The organism is Jeotgalibacillus soli (assembly GCF_000829435.1).
Classification (GTDB): Bacteria; Bacillota; Bacilli; order Bacillales; family Jeotgalibacillaceae; genus Jeotgalibacillus; species Jeotgalibacillus soli.
Window position 1 is genome coordinate 29,755 of the sequence record NZ_JXRP01000022.1, and the last position, 18,849, is coordinate 48,603.

The 18,849-nt window shown below is 40.0% G+C and carries 22 protein-coding genes and 1 pseudogene; 12 read left to right on the forward strand and 11 right to left on the reverse strand.

Annotated elements, in window-relative coordinates:
* The first annotated feature begins 281 nt into the window (after positions 1-281).
* From KP78_RS17860 to mnhG, 7 genes are read left to right on the forward strand one after another with little or no spacing between them, the layout of a single operon-like run.
* Positions 282-2,687: a Na+/H+ antiporter subunit A gene (locus KP78_RS17860; RefSeq protein ID WP_041090994.1), complete on the forward strand. Its 2,406-nt coding sequence runs from the start codon at positions 282-284 to the stop codon at positions 2,685-2,687.
* Complete coding sequence (locus KP78_RS17865) at positions 2,684-3,109, forward strand: Na(+)/H(+) antiporter subunit B (RefSeq protein WP_041090996.1); 426 nt, start codon at positions 2,684-2,686, stop codon at positions 3,107-3,109. The genes KP78_RS17860 and KP78_RS17865 overlap by 4 nt, the downstream gene beginning before the upstream one ends.
* Positions 3,109-3,450 carry a Na(+)/H(+) antiporter subunit C gene (locus tag KP78_RS17870; protein ID WP_041090997.1) on the forward strand — a complete coding sequence of 114 codons (342 nt, stop codon included), beginning with the start codon at positions 3,109-3,111 and terminating at the stop codon, positions 3,448-3,450. The genes KP78_RS17865 and KP78_RS17870 overlap by 1 nt, the downstream gene beginning before the upstream one ends.
* The gene (locus KP78_RS17875) at positions 3,443-4,924 is read left to right on the forward strand and encodes a Na+/H+ antiporter subunit D (RefSeq protein ID WP_041090999.1); all 1,482 of its coding nucleotides are present in this window, start codon (positions 3,443-3,445) and stop codon (positions 4,922-4,924) included. The genes KP78_RS17870 and KP78_RS17875 overlap by 8 nt, the downstream gene beginning before the upstream one ends.
* A 6-nt stretch (positions 4,925-4,930) precedes the next feature.
* Positions 4,931-5,407: a Na+/H+ antiporter subunit E gene (locus KP78_RS17880; RefSeq protein WP_041091001.1), complete on the forward strand. Its 477-nt coding sequence runs from the start codon at positions 4,931-4,933 to the stop codon at positions 5,405-5,407.
* Complete coding sequence (locus tag KP78_RS17885; RefSeq protein ID WP_041091003.1) at positions 5,407-5,691, forward strand: Na(+)/H(+) antiporter subunit F1; 285 nt, start codon at positions 5,407-5,409, stop codon at positions 5,689-5,691. Before KP78_RS17880 ends, KP78_RS17885 begins: the two co-directional genes overlap by 1 nt.
* The gene (gene mnhG, locus KP78_RS17890) at positions 5,675-6,049 is read left to right on the forward strand and encodes a monovalent cation/H(+) antiporter subunit G (RefSeq protein WP_041091005.1); all 375 of its coding nucleotides are present in this window, start codon (positions 5,675-5,677) and stop codon (positions 6,047-6,049) included. The genes KP78_RS17885 and mnhG overlap by 17 nt, the downstream gene beginning before the upstream one ends.
* 20 nt (positions 6,050-6,069) lie before the next feature.
* Here mnhG and KP78_RS17895 read toward each other — a convergent pair whose 3' ends face one another.
* The 5 genes from KP78_RS17895 to KP78_RS17915 form a co-directional block, all read right to left on the reverse strand.
* Complete coding sequence (locus tag KP78_RS17895) at positions 6,070-6,438, reverse strand: DUF2188 domain-containing protein (RefSeq protein WP_041091006.1); 369 nt, start codon at positions 6,436-6,438, stop codon at positions 6,070-6,072.
* A 63-nt stretch (positions 6,439-6,501) separates the two neighbouring features.
* A complete protein-coding gene (locus KP78_RS17900) occupies positions 6,502-6,888 on the reverse strand; it encodes a hotdog fold thioesterase (RefSeq protein WP_041091153.1) in 387 nt (128 codons plus the stop codon).
* A gap of 198 nt (positions 6,889-7,086) precedes the next feature.
* A complete protein-coding gene (locus KP78_RS17905) occupies positions 7,087-7,314 on the reverse strand; it encodes a hypothetical protein (protein ID WP_041091007.1) in 228 nt (75 codons plus the stop codon).
* A 102-nt stretch (positions 7,315-7,416) separates the two neighbouring features.
* A complete protein-coding gene (locus KP78_RS17910; RefSeq protein WP_041091009.1) occupies positions 7,417-8,745 on the reverse strand; it encodes a Na+/H+ antiporter family protein in 1,329 nt (442 codons plus the stop codon).
* 232 nt (positions 8,746-8,977) lie between these two features.
* Positions 8,978-10,483: a leucyl aminopeptidase gene (locus tag KP78_RS17915; protein ID WP_052474932.1), complete on the reverse strand. Its 1,506-nt coding sequence runs from the start codon at positions 10,481-10,483 to the stop codon at positions 8,978-8,980.
* A gap of 145 nt (positions 10,484-10,628) precedes the next feature.
* On the opposite strand from KP78_RS17915, the gene KP78_RS17920 reads away from it, so the two are divergent.
* Together KP78_RS17920 and KP78_RS17925 are read left to right on the forward strand one after the other, a co-directional pair.
* A complete protein-coding gene (locus tag KP78_RS17920) occupies positions 10,629-11,108 on the forward strand; it encodes a divergent PAP2 family protein (protein WP_041091010.1) in 480 nt (159 codons plus the stop codon).
* Between the two features lie 26 nt (positions 11,109-11,134).
* Positions 11,135-11,944: a cobalamin-binding protein gene (locus tag KP78_RS17925; RefSeq protein ID WP_041091012.1), complete on the forward strand. Its 810-nt coding sequence runs from the start codon at positions 11,135-11,137 to the stop codon at positions 11,942-11,944.
* A gap of 63 nt (positions 11,945-12,007) precedes the next feature.
* Here KP78_RS17925 and KP78_RS21135 read toward each other — a convergent pair whose 3' ends face one another.
* The 5 genes and pseudogenes from KP78_RS21135 to KP78_RS17945 all read right to left on the reverse strand — a co-directional run bounded on the left by KP78_RS21135 (position 12,008) and on the right by KP78_RS17945 (position 15,385).
* On the reverse strand, positions 12,008-12,664 hold the full coding sequence (locus KP78_RS21135; protein ID WP_084220150.1) for a 3D domain-containing protein: 657 nt from the start codon (positions 12,662-12,664) through the stop codon (positions 12,008-12,010).
* Between the two features lie 140 nt (positions 12,665-12,804).
* A complete protein-coding gene (locus tag KP78_RS17935; protein WP_041091013.1) occupies positions 12,805-13,131 on the reverse strand; it encodes a YuiB family protein in 327 nt (108 codons plus the stop codon).
* 212 nt (positions 13,132-13,343) lie between these two features.
* Entirely contained in the window at positions 13,344-13,475 is a 132-nt protein-coding gene (locus tag KP78_RS20195; protein ID WP_235420985.1) for a YuiA family protein, read from the reverse strand.
* Positions 13,476-13,763: 288 nt separating this feature from the next.
* Positions 13,764-14,100, reverse strand: a pseudogene (locus tag KP78_RS17940) (NUDIX domain-containing protein); the annotation flags it as partial.
* A gap of 70 nt (positions 14,101-14,170) precedes the next feature.
* Positions 14,171-15,385, reverse strand: coding sequence for an NAD(P)/FAD-dependent oxidoreductase (locus tag KP78_RS17945; RefSeq protein ID WP_041091017.1), 1,215 nt, complete (start codon positions 15,383-15,385; stop codon positions 14,171-14,173).
* A gap of 391 nt (positions 15,386-15,776) precedes the next feature.
* Here KP78_RS17945 and KP78_RS17950 point away from each other — a divergent pair, with 391 nt between their 5' ends.
* A complete protein-coding gene (locus tag KP78_RS17950; protein WP_041091019.1) occupies positions 15,777-16,772 on the forward strand; it encodes an NAD(P)/FAD-dependent oxidoreductase in 996 nt (331 codons plus the stop codon).
* Between the two features lie 72 nt (positions 16,773-16,844).
* Complete coding sequence (locus KP78_RS17955; RefSeq protein ID WP_041091021.1) at positions 16,845-17,492, forward strand: SDR family oxidoreductase; 648 nt, start codon at positions 16,845-16,847, stop codon at positions 17,490-17,492.
* Between the two features lie 53 nt (positions 17,493-17,545).
* On the opposite strand, the gene KP78_RS17960 is transcribed toward KP78_RS17955, so the two are convergent.
* A complete protein-coding gene (locus tag KP78_RS17960; protein WP_041091023.1) occupies positions 17,546-17,908 on the reverse strand; it encodes a HesB/IscA family protein in 363 nt (120 codons plus the stop codon).
* 205 nt (positions 17,909-18,113) lie between these two features.
* Here KP78_RS17960 and KP78_RS17965 point away from each other — a divergent pair, with 205 nt between their 5' ends.
* Positions 18,114-18,824, forward strand: a complete 711-nt coding sequence (locus KP78_RS17965) for a DUF2225 domain-containing protein (RefSeq protein ID WP_235420986.1) — start codon at positions 18,114-18,116, stop codon at positions 18,822-18,824.
* The last annotated feature ends 25 nt before the right edge of the window (positions 18,825-18,849 follow it).

Genomic DNA, 18,849 nt, shown 5'->3' on the forward strand with positions numbered 1-18,849 from the left:
TATTTTATTTTTTAAAAAATTCTTTATTTATCGGTTAAAAAACGCCTTCTTTCCTATATGTAGCTACATTATACGAGTGATTTCGCAAACGTTATTATATGCATACTTTGTTTATTTACGTTATACTTTCCATATACGTGAGTGAACAAGTAAATACAGCAAGGTTAAGAGGGGCCTGTATCCTGATATTTAACCAGAATACAATTTCAGGCCTTTTTAAATTTGCAATTAATGGGTAAATCATTGTAGTAATTTGTCGTGATTTAAAAGGAGGGATTTCGTTGTCGCTGCTTCACCTAGCTATTTTACTGCCTTTTCTTTCGGCAGTCCTCATCCCTTTTCTCTTTAAGGGGTTTCGAAATATCCATACGGGATGGTTTGTATTGCTTGTCCCGCTCGTTCTGTTCATCTATTTCATCCAGTACCTTCCACTAACAAGTGATGGTAATACCGTCACGAAAACATTTGAATGGATTCCCTCCCTGGGGATTGATTTTACAGCTCATGTAGATGGTCTTGGATTATTATTTGCGTTACTAATTACAGGGATTGGTTCACTCGTTGTCCTGTATTCCATCTACTATCTCGCAAAAGAAAAAGAAGCACTTCATAATTTTTATGTATATTTATTAATGTTTATGGGTGCGATGCTCGGTGTCGTTCTTTCAGACAACCTTATCGTTTTATATATGTTCTGGGAGTTCACCTCGATTTCATCATTCCTTCTCATTGGCTATTGGTATGATCGAGAGCGTTCTCGCTATGGAGCTCAAAAATCAATGCTTATTACCGTTTTTGGCGGTCTTTCAATGCTTGGAGGAATTGTGCTTCTATACATTATGGGAGGGACATTCAGCATTCAAGAGCTGATTAACATGTCAGAATCATTGATTACTGATCCACTGTTTGTTCCTGCACTTCTCTTAATTTTACTTGGTGCTTTTACAAAGTCAGCACAATTTCCTTTCCATATTTGGTTACCGGATGCAATGGAAGCACCAACACCTGTCAGTGCATATCTTCATTCTGCTACCATGGTAAAAGCAGGTATCTATCTAGTTGCACGTATGAGCCCTGTATTTGCTGAATCAGGTTTATGGCTCTGGCTCGTCGCAGGGTTTGGAATCATCACGTTATTCTGGGGATCTTTCAATGCTGTAAAACAAACAGATTTAAAAGCCATATTAGCCTACTCAACGATTAGCCAGCTTGGTTTAATCATGTCTTTGCTTGGTCTCGGTGCAGCCGCACTTCATTATGACCAATTAGATGACAATATCTACATGATAGCAACCATTGCAGCTGTATTTCATTTAATCAATCATGCAACCTTTAAAGGGAGCCTGTTTATGATGGTTGGCATCGTTGACCATGAAACTGGCACAAGGGATATTCGCAAGCTCGGCGGCCTTGTAAATTTAATGCCAATCACCTTTACAATTGCGATTATCGGCTCCTTTTCAATGGCTGGATTACCGCCATTTAACGGCTTCTTAAGTAAAGAAATGTTTTTAACAGGAATGCTTTCTGTTTTTGAGTTGGATTTGTTCAACTTAAGTACCTGGGGCGTGCTCTTCCCGGTTCTTGCATGGATTGCAAGTGTATTTACATTTGTTTACAGTATTAAGCTCGTATTTAAAACGTTCCTTGGCAAGCCACAATTTGATAAGCTGCCGAAGAAACCGCATGAAGCACCAATTGGGATGCTTATTTCACCCATTATTTTAGTATCGCTTGTTATTATTTTTGGTTTTTTCCCAAATTTATTGTCAAACAGTATGATAAAACCTGCTGTCGAAGCGATTTTGCCAAGTCTGGTTGATTCAGGTCAGACAGTTGATGTTAATATTTACTTCTGGCACGGATTCACGCCTGAGTTATTTATGACGATCGGAATTATTGCTGTCGGAGCTTTACTCTATGCAACACTAGCAAAATGGCAAGGAATCTATAACCGAATTCCTGAGCGCTTTACACTAAACGGTATGTATGATGCGGGTCTTTCTTTGAGTGAAAAAGGTTCTCTGCGTTTATCAAACGCTTATATGACTGGTTTTATGCGAACATATTTAGTGTATATTTTCTCATTCTTTGTAGCGATCTTATTGTCAACACTTCTCATTAAAGATGGATTTGCCATAGATACAACAGACCTTGCTCCAATCGAGTTTTATGAAGTCATACTGGCAATTATTTTGGTCGCTTCAGCCGTAACCGTAATATTTGCAAAATCTCGTATTACCTCTCTAATAGCGGTTGGTGCAGCTGGATACACAGTAGCTTTGTTTTTTGTATTATTTAGAGCACCTGATCTTGCGCTTACACAGCTTGTGATTGAAACCGTTTCTGTATCCTTGTTCCTTCTTTGCTTCTATCACTTTCCAAGGATCAGCAGAAATATTGAGCGCATCGGCTTTAAGCTTGGCAATGCTGTTATTTCTGTATTAGTGGGACTGACCATTACACTTATTTCCATTTCTTCTTTCAGCTCACGCTCATTTGAGTCCATCTCTCAATACCACATTGACAATGTGTATGACTTAGCTGCGGGCGGAAACATGGTAAATGTTATCCTTGTAGACTTCCGTGGATTTGATACATTGTTTGAAATTGCAGTACTTGCTATTGCAGCAATGGGTATTTACGCGATGATTCGATATCGAGCAGCAGGAGGGAAAGAAGAATGAAAAAGACGAACGATGTCATTTTACAAACAGTGACAAAAATCATAACCTTTATGATTATTTTGTTCTCAATTGATTTATTCTTTTCTGGTCACTATACGCCCGGCGGCGGCTTTATCGGGGGACTGATGACAGCTGCAGCGCTATTGCTAATATTGCTGGCATACGACATTAAAACCCTTCAAGTAATATTACACGTTGATTTTAAATTGATGACGGCAACCGGGTTGTTGATCGCCATCTTGACTGGTACTGGTGCATTGTTATTTAACGAACCGTTTTTAAAACATGCCTTTGACTATATAAACCTGCCTATACTGGGGGAAACATCCCTTCATACAGCAGTACTGTTTGACATTGGTGTTTATTTAGTCGTAATTGGCGTAACAATGACCATTATTCAAACAATAGGGGAGAGTGAATAATGGAAATTCTAATGTCTATCGTAATCGGAATTCTGTTTATGTGCGCGACCTATCTTATACTTTCCAAAAGTCTGCTGCGCATTATCTTTGGTACATTGATCATAAGTCATGCTGTTCACTTGCTTGTGCTAACCATGAGTGGTCTTAAAAGAGGAGCAGCGCCAATCTTAACAGATGGGGTTACTGCCTATACAGATCCCCTCCCACAAGCATTGGTATTAACAGCTATCGTTATCGCATTCGGGGTTACAGCATTTTTCTTAGTGTTAGGCTTCAGAGCTTATCAAGAAATTGGCACGGACAATATGGATGAAATGAGAGGGACTGAAGGCAATGATTAATTTACCTTTACTTCCTATACTCATCCCTTTTATTACAGCTGCTGTTTTAATGTTTTTCCCGAAGCGCATTAAAGCCCAGCGTACGATCTCGATCATCTCTTCATTAGGGGCCGTCATTGCATCCTTTGTACTGATTTTTACGATCAGACAAAATGGTATACAAACCGTCAATCTCGGTGGGTGGGATGCTCCCTTTGGAATTACGCTCGTTTCTGACATGCTGTCAGCTCTGCTGGTAGCAGCTACAAGTATTATTACATTATTTGTTATATGGTTTTCATTCTATTATATGGATGAAGGACATGAACGTCATTATTACTACGTAGCCGTTCAATTTTTATTGGTTGGTGTTAATGGCGCCTTTACAACAGGTGATATTTTTAACATGTTCGTATTTTTTGAAGTGATGCTTATCTCTTCTTATGTATTAATTGTTCTTGGAGGTAAAAAAGAACAGCTGAGAGAGTCGTTCAAGTATGTTCTAATTAACGTTATTTCTTCGGCTTTGTTTGTTATTGCTGTTGCTTATTTGTATTCCATTGTTGGAACATTAAATATGGCACATGTATCAGAACGTATTGCTGAAATTAACCAGCCAGGTATATTAACGGTTATTGCGATCTTCTTTTTACTCGTATTTGGTTTAAAAGGAGGTATATTCCCTCTTTACTTCTGGTTACCTGGATCATACAAGGCACCGCCAATTCCGATTCTCGCATTATTCGGTGCATTACTGACAAAGGTAGGTATATATGCGATTATTCGCACATATACACTTTTCTTCTATCACGACACAGGCTACACACATATGATATTAGGTGTACTATCCATGCTTACGATTGTCGTTGGAGTTATTGGTGCATTAGCTTATCGTGATGTAAAAGAAATTATTATTTACAACATCATTATCGCAGTTGGCGTCATTTTATATGGTGTATCTGTCATGACACCAGAAGCAATTGAAGGCTCTATTTTCTATCTGCTTCATGACATGATCATTAAAGCTGCTTTATTTATGCTAGCCGGTATTATGATCGCGATTGTAGGTTCAAGTCATCTTAAAGATATGGGAGGACTGATTAAAGAGTATCCTTGGGTTGGTTGGACATTCTTTATTGCAGCTTTATCCCTTGCTGGAATACCGCCTTTCAGCGGATTTGTCGGAAAACTGCTGATCGTGCAGGGAGGATTCAGAGCAGAAGAATACATTGGACCCGGTTTAATTCTTCTATCCAGCCTTTTAGTACTATATTCTGTAATGAAAATTTTCACGAATGGATTTTGGGGAACGCCGAAGGAATACCACGGTTTAAAGGCTTCGATGGCTTTTAAACTCTGGATCCCTACAGCAGCCGTTGTTGTCATTGCTATTGCATATGGTGTCGGAGCTGAAGCGGTACGTCCGTTTATCACACAGGCTGTAGAACCACTCGTAAACCCGGCAATCTATATAGAAGCTGTGCTAAAGGAGTAATGTGATATGGCATTTCAATTATTATTAAATTTCTTTTTGGCGTTCCTATGGATGTTTTTACAAGACTCACTAACGTTGCCAAGCTTTGTGATTGGTTTCTTCATAGGGTTGATCCTCATAATGGTCATGATGAGATTTTTTGCAACTCGCTTTTATTTGTGGAGAGTCGTTGCTGTCGTTAAATTGACCATTATCTTTTTGTGGGAATTAGTAAAGGCAAATATTCAAGTAATAGGTATAGTTTTAAAACCGAAATTGGATATGAAGCCCGGGATTTTTCGTTATGACACTGAATTGACACATGACTGGGATATCGCTTTATTATCAATGATGATTACGCTGACTCCGGGTACGGTCATCATTGATGTTTCAGATGATAACCGTACATTATACGTTCATACCATTCACGTGCCCGATGCGAAGGCAGCTGTTGATTCGATTAGAAATACCTTTGAAAAAGCAATTATGGAGGTAGAACTGTAATGTTGACAACCATATTATATATCTCATTAGCAGTAATCACCCTCTCGATGCTCGGTGTATTATATCGTGTCATAAAAGGACCAACAGCTCCTGACCGTATCATTGCACTTGATGCTCTTGGGATTAGTTTAATCTCAATCATCGCCATTTTCTCGGCATTATTAAGAACGAGTGCGTTCCTTGAAGTAATCCTATTATTTGGTATTTTAGCTTTCCTTGGAACCGTCGCCTTCTCAAAATATTTAGAGAAAGGAGTGATTATCCAACGTGATCGAAATGAGTAGTTTTTTCATCGCTTTCTTTGTCATTGTTGGTGCATTCCTTAGTGTCGTCACAGCTCTTGGTTTAATCAGACTTCCAGATGTATATACACGAACCCATGCAGCATCAAAAAGTGCCACACTTGGTGTCATGAGCGTACTTATCGGAATTATGATTTTCTTTTGGACACAAGGAGGATTTAACTCCTATTTCGTCCTAGGGATCTTCTTCATTTTAATTACAGCTCCTGTGGGCGGTCATTTGCTTACAAGAGCGTCATATAATTCAGGTGTTAAGCTGTGGGAAGGTTCAGTGCAGGATGATCTTGCAATGGACAAACAGACTCAAGAACAAATCGCAACAAAGAACGAGGAAACCTGATAAATCAGGCTTCCTCGTTTTTAACTTTCATATAGTGTTTGTTCAATCGTATCGTCCTCTCGATGGATCACGAGAACACCATTCTGTTTTGTAACATGCGGCTTTGCTTTGTCAGCTAATGACTGCTTTGTATTTTCAACAAAAACTGCTCGGTCCTGTCCTTCTTTTTTTAGCTGCCAGCCATTGACATGTGTAGTAATATGAAAAATGGGCCGATTAGAAGACAAATTAACGGTTTTCTTAGCTTGTTCAGTTGCGATTGCAATTGCTCTGCCTTCTTCATATCCTTGTTCTTCTATGAGGGCATTGCCAATCTCTATTGCTTTATCACGTACGTGCTTGTCTAAGTTTTTCCATGAATGAGGGTAATCTTTTTGACTCCAAGGCACGATCATCATCCTCCTTTTTATCATTTGGTAATCAATTCCCAAATAAAAAGAGAATGAAACCTATTACTTTCTTTTTTCTACAACTGCGACTGTGCAGCGTGAAATACAAATAAGTTCATTATTTTCATCGACAATTTTTATATCCCATACCATCGTAGTTTTTCCTTTGTGAATGACTGTTGCATTTGCTGTTACGATGCCATCTCGTTTAGATTTAATATGGTTCGCGTTGATCTCCAGTCCAAAACACGCATGGGTTTCCAAATTGATGAGTGCTGCAGCTCCAACGCTGGCAGCCGTTTCAGCCAATGCGACGGAAGCTCCCCCATGCAAAAAGCCAAAAGGCTGATGTGTTCGATTGTCCACTGGCATTGTTGCGATGACTTCCCCTTCTTTTATTGACACAATCTCAATACCGAGTGCTGATAATAATGTGTTGTCATTTCCCATGTTTTCTCGTTTCATTAAATCCCGCTCCCTTTTCCCATTATTCTCTTTTATCTTGCCGATTCAAGAAGGAAAAATCAAGGAATCATTTACAAATGATGCAATAACCAAAAAAACGTTGAATCCCATATAAATAGAATTCAACGTTCTAAACCTTACATTTTTTAGTTTGTTCTTTTAATAAATCCATCTATCTATTTATTAAAAATATGGATAGTATGGCGGGTAAAATGGTCGATAGTAAGGACCAGGACCGTATGGGGGATAACCACCAAACCCAAAACCGCCTCCATAATACGATGGTCTAACAAGTGCACTCCCCAGCACACCACCTAACAAGCCCCCAAGAAATGGTGCACCAAATAGTCCGCCTATAAACCTGTCACCATGTCCAACTCCAGGGTGTCTGTAAACAGGGTATCTCGGCATTCTTTTCCCTCCTTCTGCTTTCCCTATATTCATATGACCAGGGTCTACCAGATGGTTGGGCATCAAATGTAAATGAGAATGAGGCCTACTCTTCAATTATTATTATAGCAATAATGCAGCAGCCCATCCAAATAGAACTAATGGAATATTAAAGTGAATAAAAGTAGGAACACAAGTATCCCAAATATGATTATGCTGTCCATCTGCATTTAGACCAGCAGTAGGCCCAAGTGTACTATCAGAAGCCGGTGATCCTGCATCTCCCAGTGCTCCTGCTGTTCCAATTAAAGCAATGGTTGCCAGAGGACTAAAGCCTAATTCCATTGCGAGCGGAACGAAAATAACCGTAATAATTGGTACTGTGGCAAAAGATGAACCAATGCCCATCGTAACTAGTAAACCAACTAAAAGCATTAATAACGCAGCAATGGCTTTATTGTCTCCAATTATAGAAGAGGCGCCGCTAACTAAATTCTCAATATCGCCTGTTGCCGTTAAAATAGAGGCAAAGCCGTTTGCTGCAATCATGACAAAGCCAATAAACGCCATCATTTTCATGCCATCTATTAATAGACCATCCTGATCACGAAGCTTTACAGTTCCTGAAACAAATAGAATAAGAAGACCAACCATAGCGCTGAATACCATTGACCCTAATACACTTTGAACGACAAGTACGGCAAGAATAGCCAGAATGGTAAATACTAAATTCTTTGTTGAAATTTGATCTGAATTTTCTTCAGCATCTGATACATTGATTCCGATACCAGCATCATAGGTACGAGGCTTGCGATAACTAATGAATATCGCAATAAGCAAGCCCGCTGCCATCCCGATCGTTGGAATAAGCATTGCTTTTGGAATATCCTCCCTTTGAACAGCCAGCCCTCCAACCTCCATATTCGTAGCAATGACCTCATGAAAAATCTGTCCAAATCCATAAGGCAATAACATATATGGAGCGGTTAAACCAAACGTCAGCACCGATGCAATTAAACGGCGGTCGAGCTTTAATTCGTTCATCACCATTAACAATGGAGGAATTAATAATGGAATAAAGGCAATATGAACAGGTACAACGTTTTGCGACATACAGGAAATCAACAAGATTGCCAATACAATGATCACTTTAGGCAACGCCTGCTGACGGGATTCTCCTTTTCTGCTGACTAACTTCACGATTTGGTTTACGAGTAAATTCGGTAATCCAGTGTAGGAAATGGCTACCGCAAAACCGCCAAGCAAGGCGTAGCTAAGTGCGATATTAGCACCCGCACCTACACCATCTGAAAATACAGTGACAACCTCATCCATGGAAAGGCCTCCTAAAAGGCCTCCAACAAATCCACCCACAATAAGAGCAAATACCACGTTTATTCGAAAAAGACTTAAAATTAACATCAGTAAAACCGCTATAATAACAGCATTCAACTCAAACAACCTCACATTCTTTACTTTGGTAAACTATTAGCGTAATAAAATCACCAACATAACTTACCAAACCCCACTGCCCTATGTCAATGTCTTACAAAATAGACGTAATTGTCACACTTTAGTTCGTTGAAGGGGTCAGACCCCTTCAACGAACTAAAGCACCCCTTTCAAAAATAAAAGGACTGCCAAAGCCTTGGCAATCCTACGTTTTCTTTTTTGTTCGTGAGTTTTATTTGTTCGCTGAGAATTGTTCGACGAATAGTGCAAGCGTGCGTGTCATGGCTCCTGTTGCCCCTGCAGGTCCAAGGTCGTGCTCGCTTTTTGTTGTAGCGGTTCCTGCGATATCGAGATGTACCCACGGTGTATTTTCAGCAAATTCACCTATAAAAGCACCTCCCACGATCGCATGCCCCTCTCTGCCCGGAGAGTTGTTTAAATCTGCTACAGGACTGTTGCGTACACGTTTTTTATCTTTTTCTGTATATGGCAGAAGCCAGATGAATTCCCCAGCTTCTGCAGAGGCTTCAAGCACCTGCTCAAACAACGGTTCATGGTTGGTCATTGCTCCTGTTTTATCTAAACCAAGCGCAACAATTACTCCCCCTGTCAGTGTTGCAACATCAATAATGTATTCCGCTCCGTGCTGTTTAGCATAGGTGACAGCATCAGCTAAAACGAGGCGGCCTTCTGCATCTGTATTAAGAATCTCGATTGTTTTACCACTGAGAGATGTGATCACATCGTCCGGTTTAAAGGCTGTAGAGCTGACCAAATTATCAGTAGCTGGAATAACCGCTACTACGTTTTGTTCAGGTCGTAGCTTACCGATAATTTCCATAGCTCCTAGGACAGCTGCTGCTCCCCCCATATCCGCCTTCATCCCGACAATTCCATCCTTAGGCTTAATGGAATAACCGCCTGTATCAAAGGTTACCCCTTTACCAACTAAACCGATGACATCCGTCCACTCTTCTTTTCCTTGATATTTCAAGACGATCATTCTTGGCGGTTCTGAAGATCCTTGATTTACAGCAAGGATAGCCCCCATCCCCATCGATTCCATTTCTTCACGGCCAAGAATCTCTGCTTCAAAACCGTACGTATCAGCAAGTTCTTCCGCATAATCCGCCATTTTCACGGCTGTTAAAAGGTTTGATGGCATGTTTACAAGCGTTCTTGCCGAGTTTGTTCCCTCAGCCAATGCCTGTCCCACTTCAAGTGCTGCTTGAATTTCTTTTTCATCAGCTGACGTGTATACATTCAACTGTTCAATATTCACTTCAGGAAGATTGGATTTTTGACGATATCCTTCAAAGGAATAAGTCGAAAGAATAAAGCTTTCTGTCACGGCTTGAGCAACATCAGACGCTTCCAGTTCATCTGTTGTAAAAGTATCTAGTGCAATAGAAACATTATTCAAACGACTTTTTTTCACTAGCTTAGCTGCTTGTCCAAAGCTTTCTTTCAGGTCATCAAAGGTTAATTTTTTTTCTTTACCGAGGCCTACAAATACAAGGCGTTTTGCCATGCTTTTTCCTAGCGATGGAATTTTCGTGATGGCTTTTACATGTGATGATAAATCTCCCTCTTTGACGAGTGTGGTTAATCCGCCTTCAAAGGATTGATCAAGATCCGCTAAAGTCCCTTCTAGTTTCGATGGTTTGTTCCATAAACCAACAATAAGACAGTCATGTGCAATGGTTAATGGATCTATTATATGTACATTTGTATTCATTTAACACACCTCCACTGCCTATTATACAGATAAAGCATTTACATTTCGATTCCCGATCCAAGTTGAAACGGCTTTCGTTAGATGAATATGGTATAATAACAAAAAAATGTCGTCAGGACGTCATGAGAAAGGATGCAGTCATTACATGGAAATATTCACTAATTTTCCTCTTTGGGCTTCTCTTTTTGCAATTTTATTTGCCCAAGTAGTTAAAGTACCTATCCAATTTATTGCAACAAGAAAAATTGACTGGTCCCTCGTAACGTCTACCGGAGGAATGCCAAGCTCTCATTCAGCAGCGGTTACTGCACTGGCAACAGGAATTGCGCTTGAAACAGGGACATCATCTGCCGTTTTCGCGCTTGCTACCGTATTTGCAATCATCACCATGTTTGATGCAACAGGTGTTCGTTTTCAAGCAGGTGAACAGGCTGCAGTGATTAATCAGCTAATGAAGGATTTTAATAAATTTGTTTCGGAAGCAAAAGGATGGCCCAAGAAGGATGAAGAGGAAAAACGCAAGGAATTAAAAGAGCTGTTAGGTCATAAGCCAATTGAAGTATTTTTTGGCGGACTAACTGGGATTTTATTAACCGTATTTGTCCATTTCATCATAACATTGTAGTTAATATGGAGAGGGGATTACACTAAATGAGACTTGTTTCCATTTGTCCCAGCAATACCGAACTCATCCATTACCTTGGATTGAGCTCTTCTCTTGTTGGAGTGGATGATTTTTCTGATTGGCCCAAGACCATTCACCATCTCCCTAGATTAGGACCTGACTTATCCATAAACATGGATCTACTGGAATCACTGTCACCTGATCTTGTCTTAGCGTCCCTTAGTGTGCCTGGAATGGAAAAAAATATAGAGGCTTTAATCGAGCGAAACATTCCTCATATTGTATTAAATCCTCAAAGCTTAGATGAGATTGGAACAGACCTTTTAACAGCTGGAAAAGCTGTTAACAAAGAAAAACACGCTCAAAATGTGTATCAAACCTACTTGGATACACTGGCACTATTTAAACATACAGTAGAAAAGATACCCGTAACTCCTTCATTATATTGGGAATGGTGGCCAAAACCCGTTTTTACTCCGGGAGCAATAAACTGGCTGACTGAAGTAAGTGAGCTTGCCGGTGGAAAAAACATTTTTGAAGGTGTTGAGCTAGCAAGCGTTCAAACGGATTGGGATGATATCTTACAGCGTCAACCGGATCATATTTGCTTGGCTTGGGTTGGGGTACGCATTGAAAAGGTTCAGCCTGATATCGTAAAGAAACGACCAGGATGGAATCGCTTGGATGCTGTTTTGCAGAATCGCATTCATGTACTGGAAGAATCCTTATATTGCCGTCCTTCTCCAAGGCTACTTCAAGGTATCTTACAGCTTGGAAATATTCTTCATTCTTCAGCCTATCGACATATTGAGCTTCCTGCACTCTTTCGTACATAGTAGGTCTTCACGATCATTAAAAAACTCGCGCAGCGGAACAATCTCTCCCTCTGCGCGAGTTTTTTATCGATTATTTAATTGTGACAGCTCTTCTTCTGTAAATGTTCCATCTCCTACTTCAATTACGTAGACCATCACTTCTTTCTTTCCCCATTCTTGAAATACTTCATCGACCGTATCGTAATACAAATCAATAATATTTCCTTTTATCGCACTTCCTGTGTCAGCAACTACTCCATAGCCGTACCCAGGAATATAAAGAATGGATCCAATTGGAAATACATTTGGATCGGCTGCAATCGTTGAGTACATATCCCTTGTCACTTCGACTCCTGAAAAGGTGATCCCGTAAAGAGGATGACTTGAATTTTTACCAGTCGATTCCTCTCCCGCTGTATAACCTGTCGCAGTTACAGCTGCTGAAGGAAAATTATTGCGTATATGATTGGGTACCTCTGTCAGGCTTGAAGAAGTCATTTTTGATGCCACCAGTATACTCGATACCTCTTCAACCATTAATGTTTTCATTTCTAGTGACAGATCCCGATCCTGAATAACCGGTTCAGTGAGCTGTTCTCCCATTTGCATGTTTTCAGTTGGATAATCACTACTCCAATTTTGCTGAATTTCTGCCTTCACATGCTTTGGATTCTGTATAGTGGTCACCGTTAGTATTAGTATTACTGACATGCAAAGAACAAGTTGAATTGTATGTTTCATTTACTGCTCACTCCTCATAAGCTTTTCATTCCCTAATTCTCAAAAACATAATCATAAATAAATGAAATGTAATCTGCTTTTAATGATTCAGAATAAACGAAACAAACAAAATAAAAAAGCTCCGCTAATGTTTGGGAGCTTTAAAACATTCGGTAACCTTTAGCACGAAGCCACTTCATGACGAGACCCGCCACAATTGCTCCTGCCATACCGCTTGATAAAATTAGAATATCCGCTAATGCTAATGAAGCAAATCGTTCTCCAATAGCCGAAAAGGATTCATCAGGTGCTCGGAAATATTGTATAAAACGAACCTCATCAACGATTAAAACCGTAATTATTGGATAAATTACAGCCATAATCCACGTCATTCGCAGCAACATATTTAACAAAAACCCGATACCAAAAAATAAAATTAAAAATAGCAGCATCGAAATCAATAATTGAGCAAGCCCAAAATTAGCCATAAGGACACCTCCACATTCACTTAAAACAGTCTAACCCATTTAAGTGATGGGTGCAATCCTCACCCTTCATTATTCATGGTCCTGTCACAATCGCTTGACAGATTTGTTCAAAAGTCAGAGATTTCTTTCGTATAAATTGTTTATAAAATTTTTACTTAACACAAATAAAAACCTGATGTCAGTACACTCAGGTTTTCAGCTACTCATTATATTTAACAGGTGATTACTTTTCCGCTTCCGCCGCAGCATGGGCATGTTTCTGAACCGCCTAGACGCAGCTGGAAGTAACCTTGACCTGAACAATAGCCGCATAATTTAGTATTATTTCCTGGTGTCTTTTTCATCGGGAACATCCCCTCTCAATTGTGGTTGAGAGTTACTATAGCATGGACCGCTCTATAAAGAAAAGAAGCATATAAGCTTATATTCCTCCATGTAAGCGAATACAATAAGGTTTTTCTCTTGTTTTCTTATATTTTCAGAATATTATAAAAATAATTGATAATGAGTGTATTGGAATTGTTTCCCAGGATCCATTGTGGGTTGCCTCATCAAGCCAAACTCTCTTTTATTGTCCACTATTTTTGGTAGCATCTTAGAAATGTCATTACGAAGAGCTAATTCACTGGGCTCCATCCAAGCAACTTCCTCCAGTTCATCCTCCTGCACCTGAATCCTATGATTCTCTTCTACTGGTCTCATAGAAAAGATAATCATATTATCGCTAATTTGATTTTTAATTACGCCAGTACGAACTCCCATAATATAGAGAACCTCTGCTTTAATACCCGTTTCTTCTAATACTTCTCTTTGAACCGCTTGGTCTATGGTCTCACCCATGTTAACAAAGCCTGCTGGCAAAGACCAGGTTCCCTTTAATCCACCATATTTTTTCTTAACGACCAGCCATTCTCCTCTATCATTCTCAACCAGCCCTGCAACAGCTAGCCAGACATTTCCTCTCGTCATGTCTATCTCCTCCTACACGTGATATAAAAAAAACAGAGCAACGAAAAGCTGCTCTGTTGTAATAGATCTTTTAAAGCATTTTCAGCTTGCCTTTTTTAAATACAAGCCCAGGTCCGCCAATAATAAGTAAAGCACGGTTATCGATTACTTTTTTCATAAATGCGGCGCGTTTACCAGTGATTTTGCGACCAAATACTTCACCAATCGCATCATCGCCGCCTAATGAACAAACGGTTCCTTTAAGATCAGGTGTAAATGATTCTAGCTCTTCACCTTTTAATAGAGCTACAAGGTTATGCGCTACATGTGCACCTTGCTGCATCGCGATTTGGGCAGTTGGAGGATATGGACGATTAACCTCTTCGTTAATCATTAGCGCACAGTCCCCAACGATAAATACATTATTATGGCCAGGCGCACGTAGATCCGGATCTACTTTTACGCGGGCACGCATGTTTTCAAAGCCAGCTTTTTCAATGATTGAGTTACCGCGAACACCCGCTGCCCAAACCACTGTAGCTGATTTAATTTCCTCAAATTGATCTTCACCTTTTTTAATCTTAACACCTTCTTCTGTTGCTTCAACAACTGGTGTTCCGATTGAAAACTCAATTCCTTTGCTCTCAAGGTGGGCAACTGCGTAATCCACAAGCTCTTTATCAAAACCTGGAAGAACCATAGGAGCTGCTTCCACGCATAGGATACGTACAGCCTTAGGATCAATATCATACTCTTTGCAAAGCTCAGGAACACGTTCTCCAAGCTCCCCTAAGAATTCAATTCCAGTAAAACCTGCTCCCCCAACAATAATGGTTAAACGGGAAGGATCTTTTACTTCTTCTAAACTGTAGGTTGCAAATTGATATTCAATATGCTCACGAATTTGACGAGCAGCTTTAATATTTGCAATCGAAAATGCATGCTCTTTTAAACCAGGAATTCCAAATGTCTCTCCCTCAAATCCTAAGCCAACTACAAGATAATCGTACGCGATTTCTGCACGATCAGTGATAACTTTTTGTGCAGCAGTATCGATATTTTCTACTGATGCTTTAACAAAGCTTACTTTCCCTTTGTCCAATACTCCGGCAATGTCGTAGCGGACTTTGTCATGATGCATTGTTCCAGCTGATGCCTCATGCAGCCAAGTTGTTTCATAGTGATAGTCGTTTTTATTTACCAATACAATGTCAGCCTCATCAGAACCAATTAACTTTTGAAGCTTTGTGATAACGGATAAACCGCCGTAACCTGCTCCTAGTACAACCACTGTAGGTCTTTTCACTTGATCACTTCCACCTTTTCATTAAATTGCGATGGTTTTTAAAGGCCGCCATCGCCTAGCCATCAATCAAAAAGTTTGTGATACTCTTCACGATCAAAGTCGAAAGAGTACCCTGTATAAGATAAACGTAGAAATCATATCTCCTCAATAATAGTCTTTTTTTGTCGCGTTTTCAAGATGAATATAGGAAATCGGAATACTTTGCATTTTTTTCACTCCATCAAAAGACTGAATTATGAACATGCCCAGAGAGCTTGCTAGAGATTTCACAATATAATATGATAGAATACATTCATCGTTTCCTTAATTTGTAACGATACAATGGAACAAGTGCTTACATAGTTTACCTCAGGCTCTTGTTTTTTATTTATATTATTTGGAGGGATGTTACTTGAAGGAAGATACACAAATTTATGATATTACAGTGATCGGTGGAGGACCGGTTGGAATGTTTACCGCTTTTTATGGTGGCATGCGACAAGCAAGCGTAAAAATCATTGAAAGCCTGCCACAGCTGGGCGGCCAGCTATCCACGCTTTATCCTGATAAATATATTTATGACGTTGCTGGTTTCCCGAAAATTCGAGCGCAGGAGCTTGTCGATAATCTTGAGAAGCAAATGTCTCGCTTCGACACAACGATCTCCCTTGATCAAGAAGTAGTAGGCGTTGAAAAATTGGCGGACCAAACATTCACCATTACAACAGATAAAGAAATTCACCATACACGAACAATTATTATTACAGCAGGTAATGGCGCTTTTCAAGCACGGAAGCTGGAGCTTGATGGCTTAACTGAATTTGAAGACAAAAACCTGCACTATTTCGTTCCTAACCTTCAGGCGTTTGCAGGAAAGAATGTTGTACTATGCGGAGGAGGAGATTCTGCTGTGGATTGGGCATTAATGCTTGAGCCGATCGCAAAATCAGTGACTCTGGTTCATCGACGCGACAAGTTCCGTGCTCATGAGCATAGCGTGGAGCAGCTCATGAATTCCTCAGTGAAAATTAAAACTCCCTATACACCAGTTGGCTATAAGGCTGTTGAAGGGATGCTCACTGAACTTGTTCTGCAAAAAGGACGTGAGGAAGATACGGAATCAATTGAATTTGATGATTTGCTTGTCAATTATGGATTTGTTTCCTCTCTAGGTCCAATTAAAAACTGGAATTTAGAGATTGAAAAGAATTCAATTGTCGTCAATTCACGTATGGAAACAAATATTCCTGGTATTTATGCTGCAGGTGACATTTGCACATACGATGGAAAAGTAAAGCTTATTGCTTCAGGGTTTGGCGAAGCGCCAACGGCAGTCAACAACGCGAAGGCATCGCTTGATCCAAAAGCTAGAGTTCAGCCGATGCACAGTACATCCATGTTTGAATAGTCCGTTGCTTGTTTAACTTCTCACCTCCCGGGTATGGTACAACTATACAACAAATCCGGAAGGTGATGACTTATGCACGTACTGGTAATTGGAGCAAACGGTACAACTGGCAAGATGGTCGTTGAAAAGCTCGCAAATAGTGAACAGCATCTGGTTAAAGCAATGGTTCGGAAAACTGAACAGGCACCCGACATGGAAAAGCTTGGCGCACGCCCAATCATCGCGGACCTTGAAAAGGAATTTGATTATGTGATGGAAGACGTCAACGCCGTCATTTTTGCGGCAGGATCAGGACCTCATACAGGACCTGACAAAACGACTTCTGTTGACGAGGAAGGCGCAAAAAAAGCAATTGACTATGCACAGCAAAAAGGAATCGAGCTGTTTATTATGCTAAGTGCTGTAGGAGCCGATAATCCTTCTGTCGCTGAGGGAAGAGGCAGCATGGAGCATTACTTGAAAGCAAAGCATGCAGCGGATGAGCATTTGTTAAACAGCGGATTGAACTATACGATCGTTAGGCCTGGTTCGTTATCAGATGATCCTGCAAAAGGCCGAATCACTGCTGCGCATAAGCTCGAAAGCACTGAAGGAACTATTACACGTGAAGATGTGGCAACGATCCTGGTAGAAGCATTGTTATTTAACAACCTGCATAACAAAACATTTGAAGTGTTAAACGGTGAGCATAAGATTGAAGAAGCGTTAAGCTCAATATAACAGAAAAGCCCCCATTGCAAAACGCAAATAGGGGGCCTTTCTTATTTATACTATCAGCAATTCTCAGGTGTACCTGCTTTTGCCGCTGTCCGGAAAGAAGATCCACACCCGCATGATGCAATGGCATTCGGATTTTCAATGGTAAATCCTCCGCCCATAAGTGATTGTTTATAATCAATTTGCGTGCCATTCAAAATATCAGCATCATTCTTCTTTACGAGGACACGAATTCCATGATGCTCCTCCTCCTGATCATCAGCTGCTATCTCATGCTCAAATCCCATACCATAAGATAAGCCGCTGCACCCGCCGCCTTTTACGGCAACACGAAGGTAGGCATTTTCTTCTTCCGCTTCTCTCATCATATCTCTTACCTGCAAAGCTGCTGCTTCGGACAATTCGATCACTGTGCTCATTTTAGCACCTCCTTATTTTCCCTTGTAATATCAGTATATCGATTATTGATTCTTCTCTCAAGCATTTGAATTACCTCCCATTCGATATTCCATAAATTGAAAAAAGAAAAATAGTATTATCTATACCAAATAGCCTATCTTCGTATATAATATTGTGTAAATATAATCATTAATATTAGTTCATTTACCTATATATATATACCCAATGAAAGAAGGTAAGATCGTGGAAATTACTCCCTTATATGAAAAAACGATCAAATGTCCTCTATGTTCAAATTCCTTTAAATCATCAAAAATTCGTTCACGATTTATTCGCGTTCTGGAACAAAAAAGCGATTTTCAGACCGTTTATCAAGATCCAGCCATTAACCCTTCTTTGTATTTTATTCAGGTATGCAATTATTGCGGCTATTCATTTTCAGAAGATTTCACACCTTATTTTCCACCTGCAACAAGAGAACTGATTAATAGTAAAGTCAGTGAGAAATGGAGCGGTAAAAACTTTTCATCTATACGAACTGAAAGAATGGCCATTCAAGCGTTTAAATTAGCAGCATATTGCGCACAATTAAAAAGAGAAAAGGAAATTACGCTTGCTGGTTTATACCTTAGATTGTCTTGGCTTTATAGAGAAATTGATGATCTGGAGCAGGAAAAGCGATTTCAGCGTTTAGCCGTTCAATCGTATATCACATCATACTCTAATGATGATTACCGTGGTACGAAGATGTCAACCGTTCGTATCCTTTATATTATTGCGGAACTATCTCTTCGACTGGACAATGAGCAGCAGGCAACCAGATATTTTTCCATTATTATCGAAAAGCAAAAGCAAGCGACTGAGCCCAAGATCGTGCAAATGGCCAAAGAACGATGGCAGGGGCTTCGAGAATCACGTAATCATGCACCCATATAAAAAACCCCAATTGGAATCATCCGAT

Coding starts and splice junctions, on each gene's coding strand:
- KP78_RS17865 (WP_041090996.1), top strand. CDS start 2,684: ATGAAAAAGACGAACGATGTCATTTTACAAACAGTGACAAAAATCATA.
- KP78_RS17870 (WP_041090997.1), top strand. CDS start 3,109: ATGGAAATTCTAATGTCTATCGTAATCGGAATTCTGTTTATGTGCGCG.
- KP78_RS17875 (WP_041090999.1), top strand. CDS start 3,443: ATGATTAATTTACCTTTACTTCCTATACTCATCCCTTTTATTACAGCT.
- KP78_RS17880 (WP_041091001.1), top strand. CDS start 4,931: ATGGCATTTCAATTATTATTAAATTTCTTTTTGGCGTTCCTATGGATG.
- KP78_RS17885 (WP_041091003.1), top strand. CDS start 5,407: ATGTTGACAACCATATTATATATCTCATTAGCAGTAATCACCCTCTCG.
- KP78_RS17900 (WP_041091153.1), bottom strand. CDS start 6,888: ATGGGAAATGACAACACATTATTATCAGCACTCGGTATTGAGATTGTG.
- KP78_RS17905 (WP_041091007.1), bottom strand. CDS start 7,314: ATGCCGAGATACCCTGTTTACAGACACCCTGGAGTTGGACATGGTGAC.
- KP78_RS17915 (WP_052474932.1), bottom strand. CDS start 10,483: ATGAATACAAATGTACATATAATAGATCCATTAACCATTGCACATGAC.
- KP78_RS17920 (WP_041091010.1), top strand. CDS start 10,629: ATGGAAATATTCACTAATTTTCCTCTTTGGGCTTCTCTTTTTGCAATT.
- KP78_RS17925 (WP_041091012.1), top strand. CDS start 11,135: ATGAGACTTGTTTCCATTTGTCCCAGCAATACCGAACTCATCCATTAC.
- KP78_RS21135 (WP_084220150.1), bottom strand. CDS start 12,664: ATGAAACATACAATTCAACTTGTTCTTTGCATGTCAGTAATACTAATA.
- KP78_RS17935 (WP_041091013.1), bottom strand. CDS start 13,131: ATGGCTAATTTTGGGCTTGCTCAATTATTGATTTCGATGCTGCTATTT.
- KP78_RS20195 (WP_235420985.1), bottom strand. CDS start 13,475: ATGAAAAAGACACCAGGAAATAATACTAAATTATGCGGCTATTGTTCA.
- KP78_RS17955 (WP_041091021.1), top strand. CDS start 16,845: ATGCACGTACTGGTAATTGGAGCAAACGGTACAACTGGCAAGATGGTC.
- KP78_RS17960 (WP_041091023.1), bottom strand. CDS start 17,908: ATGAGCACAGTGATCGAATTGTCCGAAGCAGCAGCTTTGCAGGTAAGA.
- KP78_RS17965 (WP_235420986.1), top strand. CDS start 18,114: ATGAAAGAAGGTAAGATCGTGGAAATTACTCCCTTATATGAAAAAACG.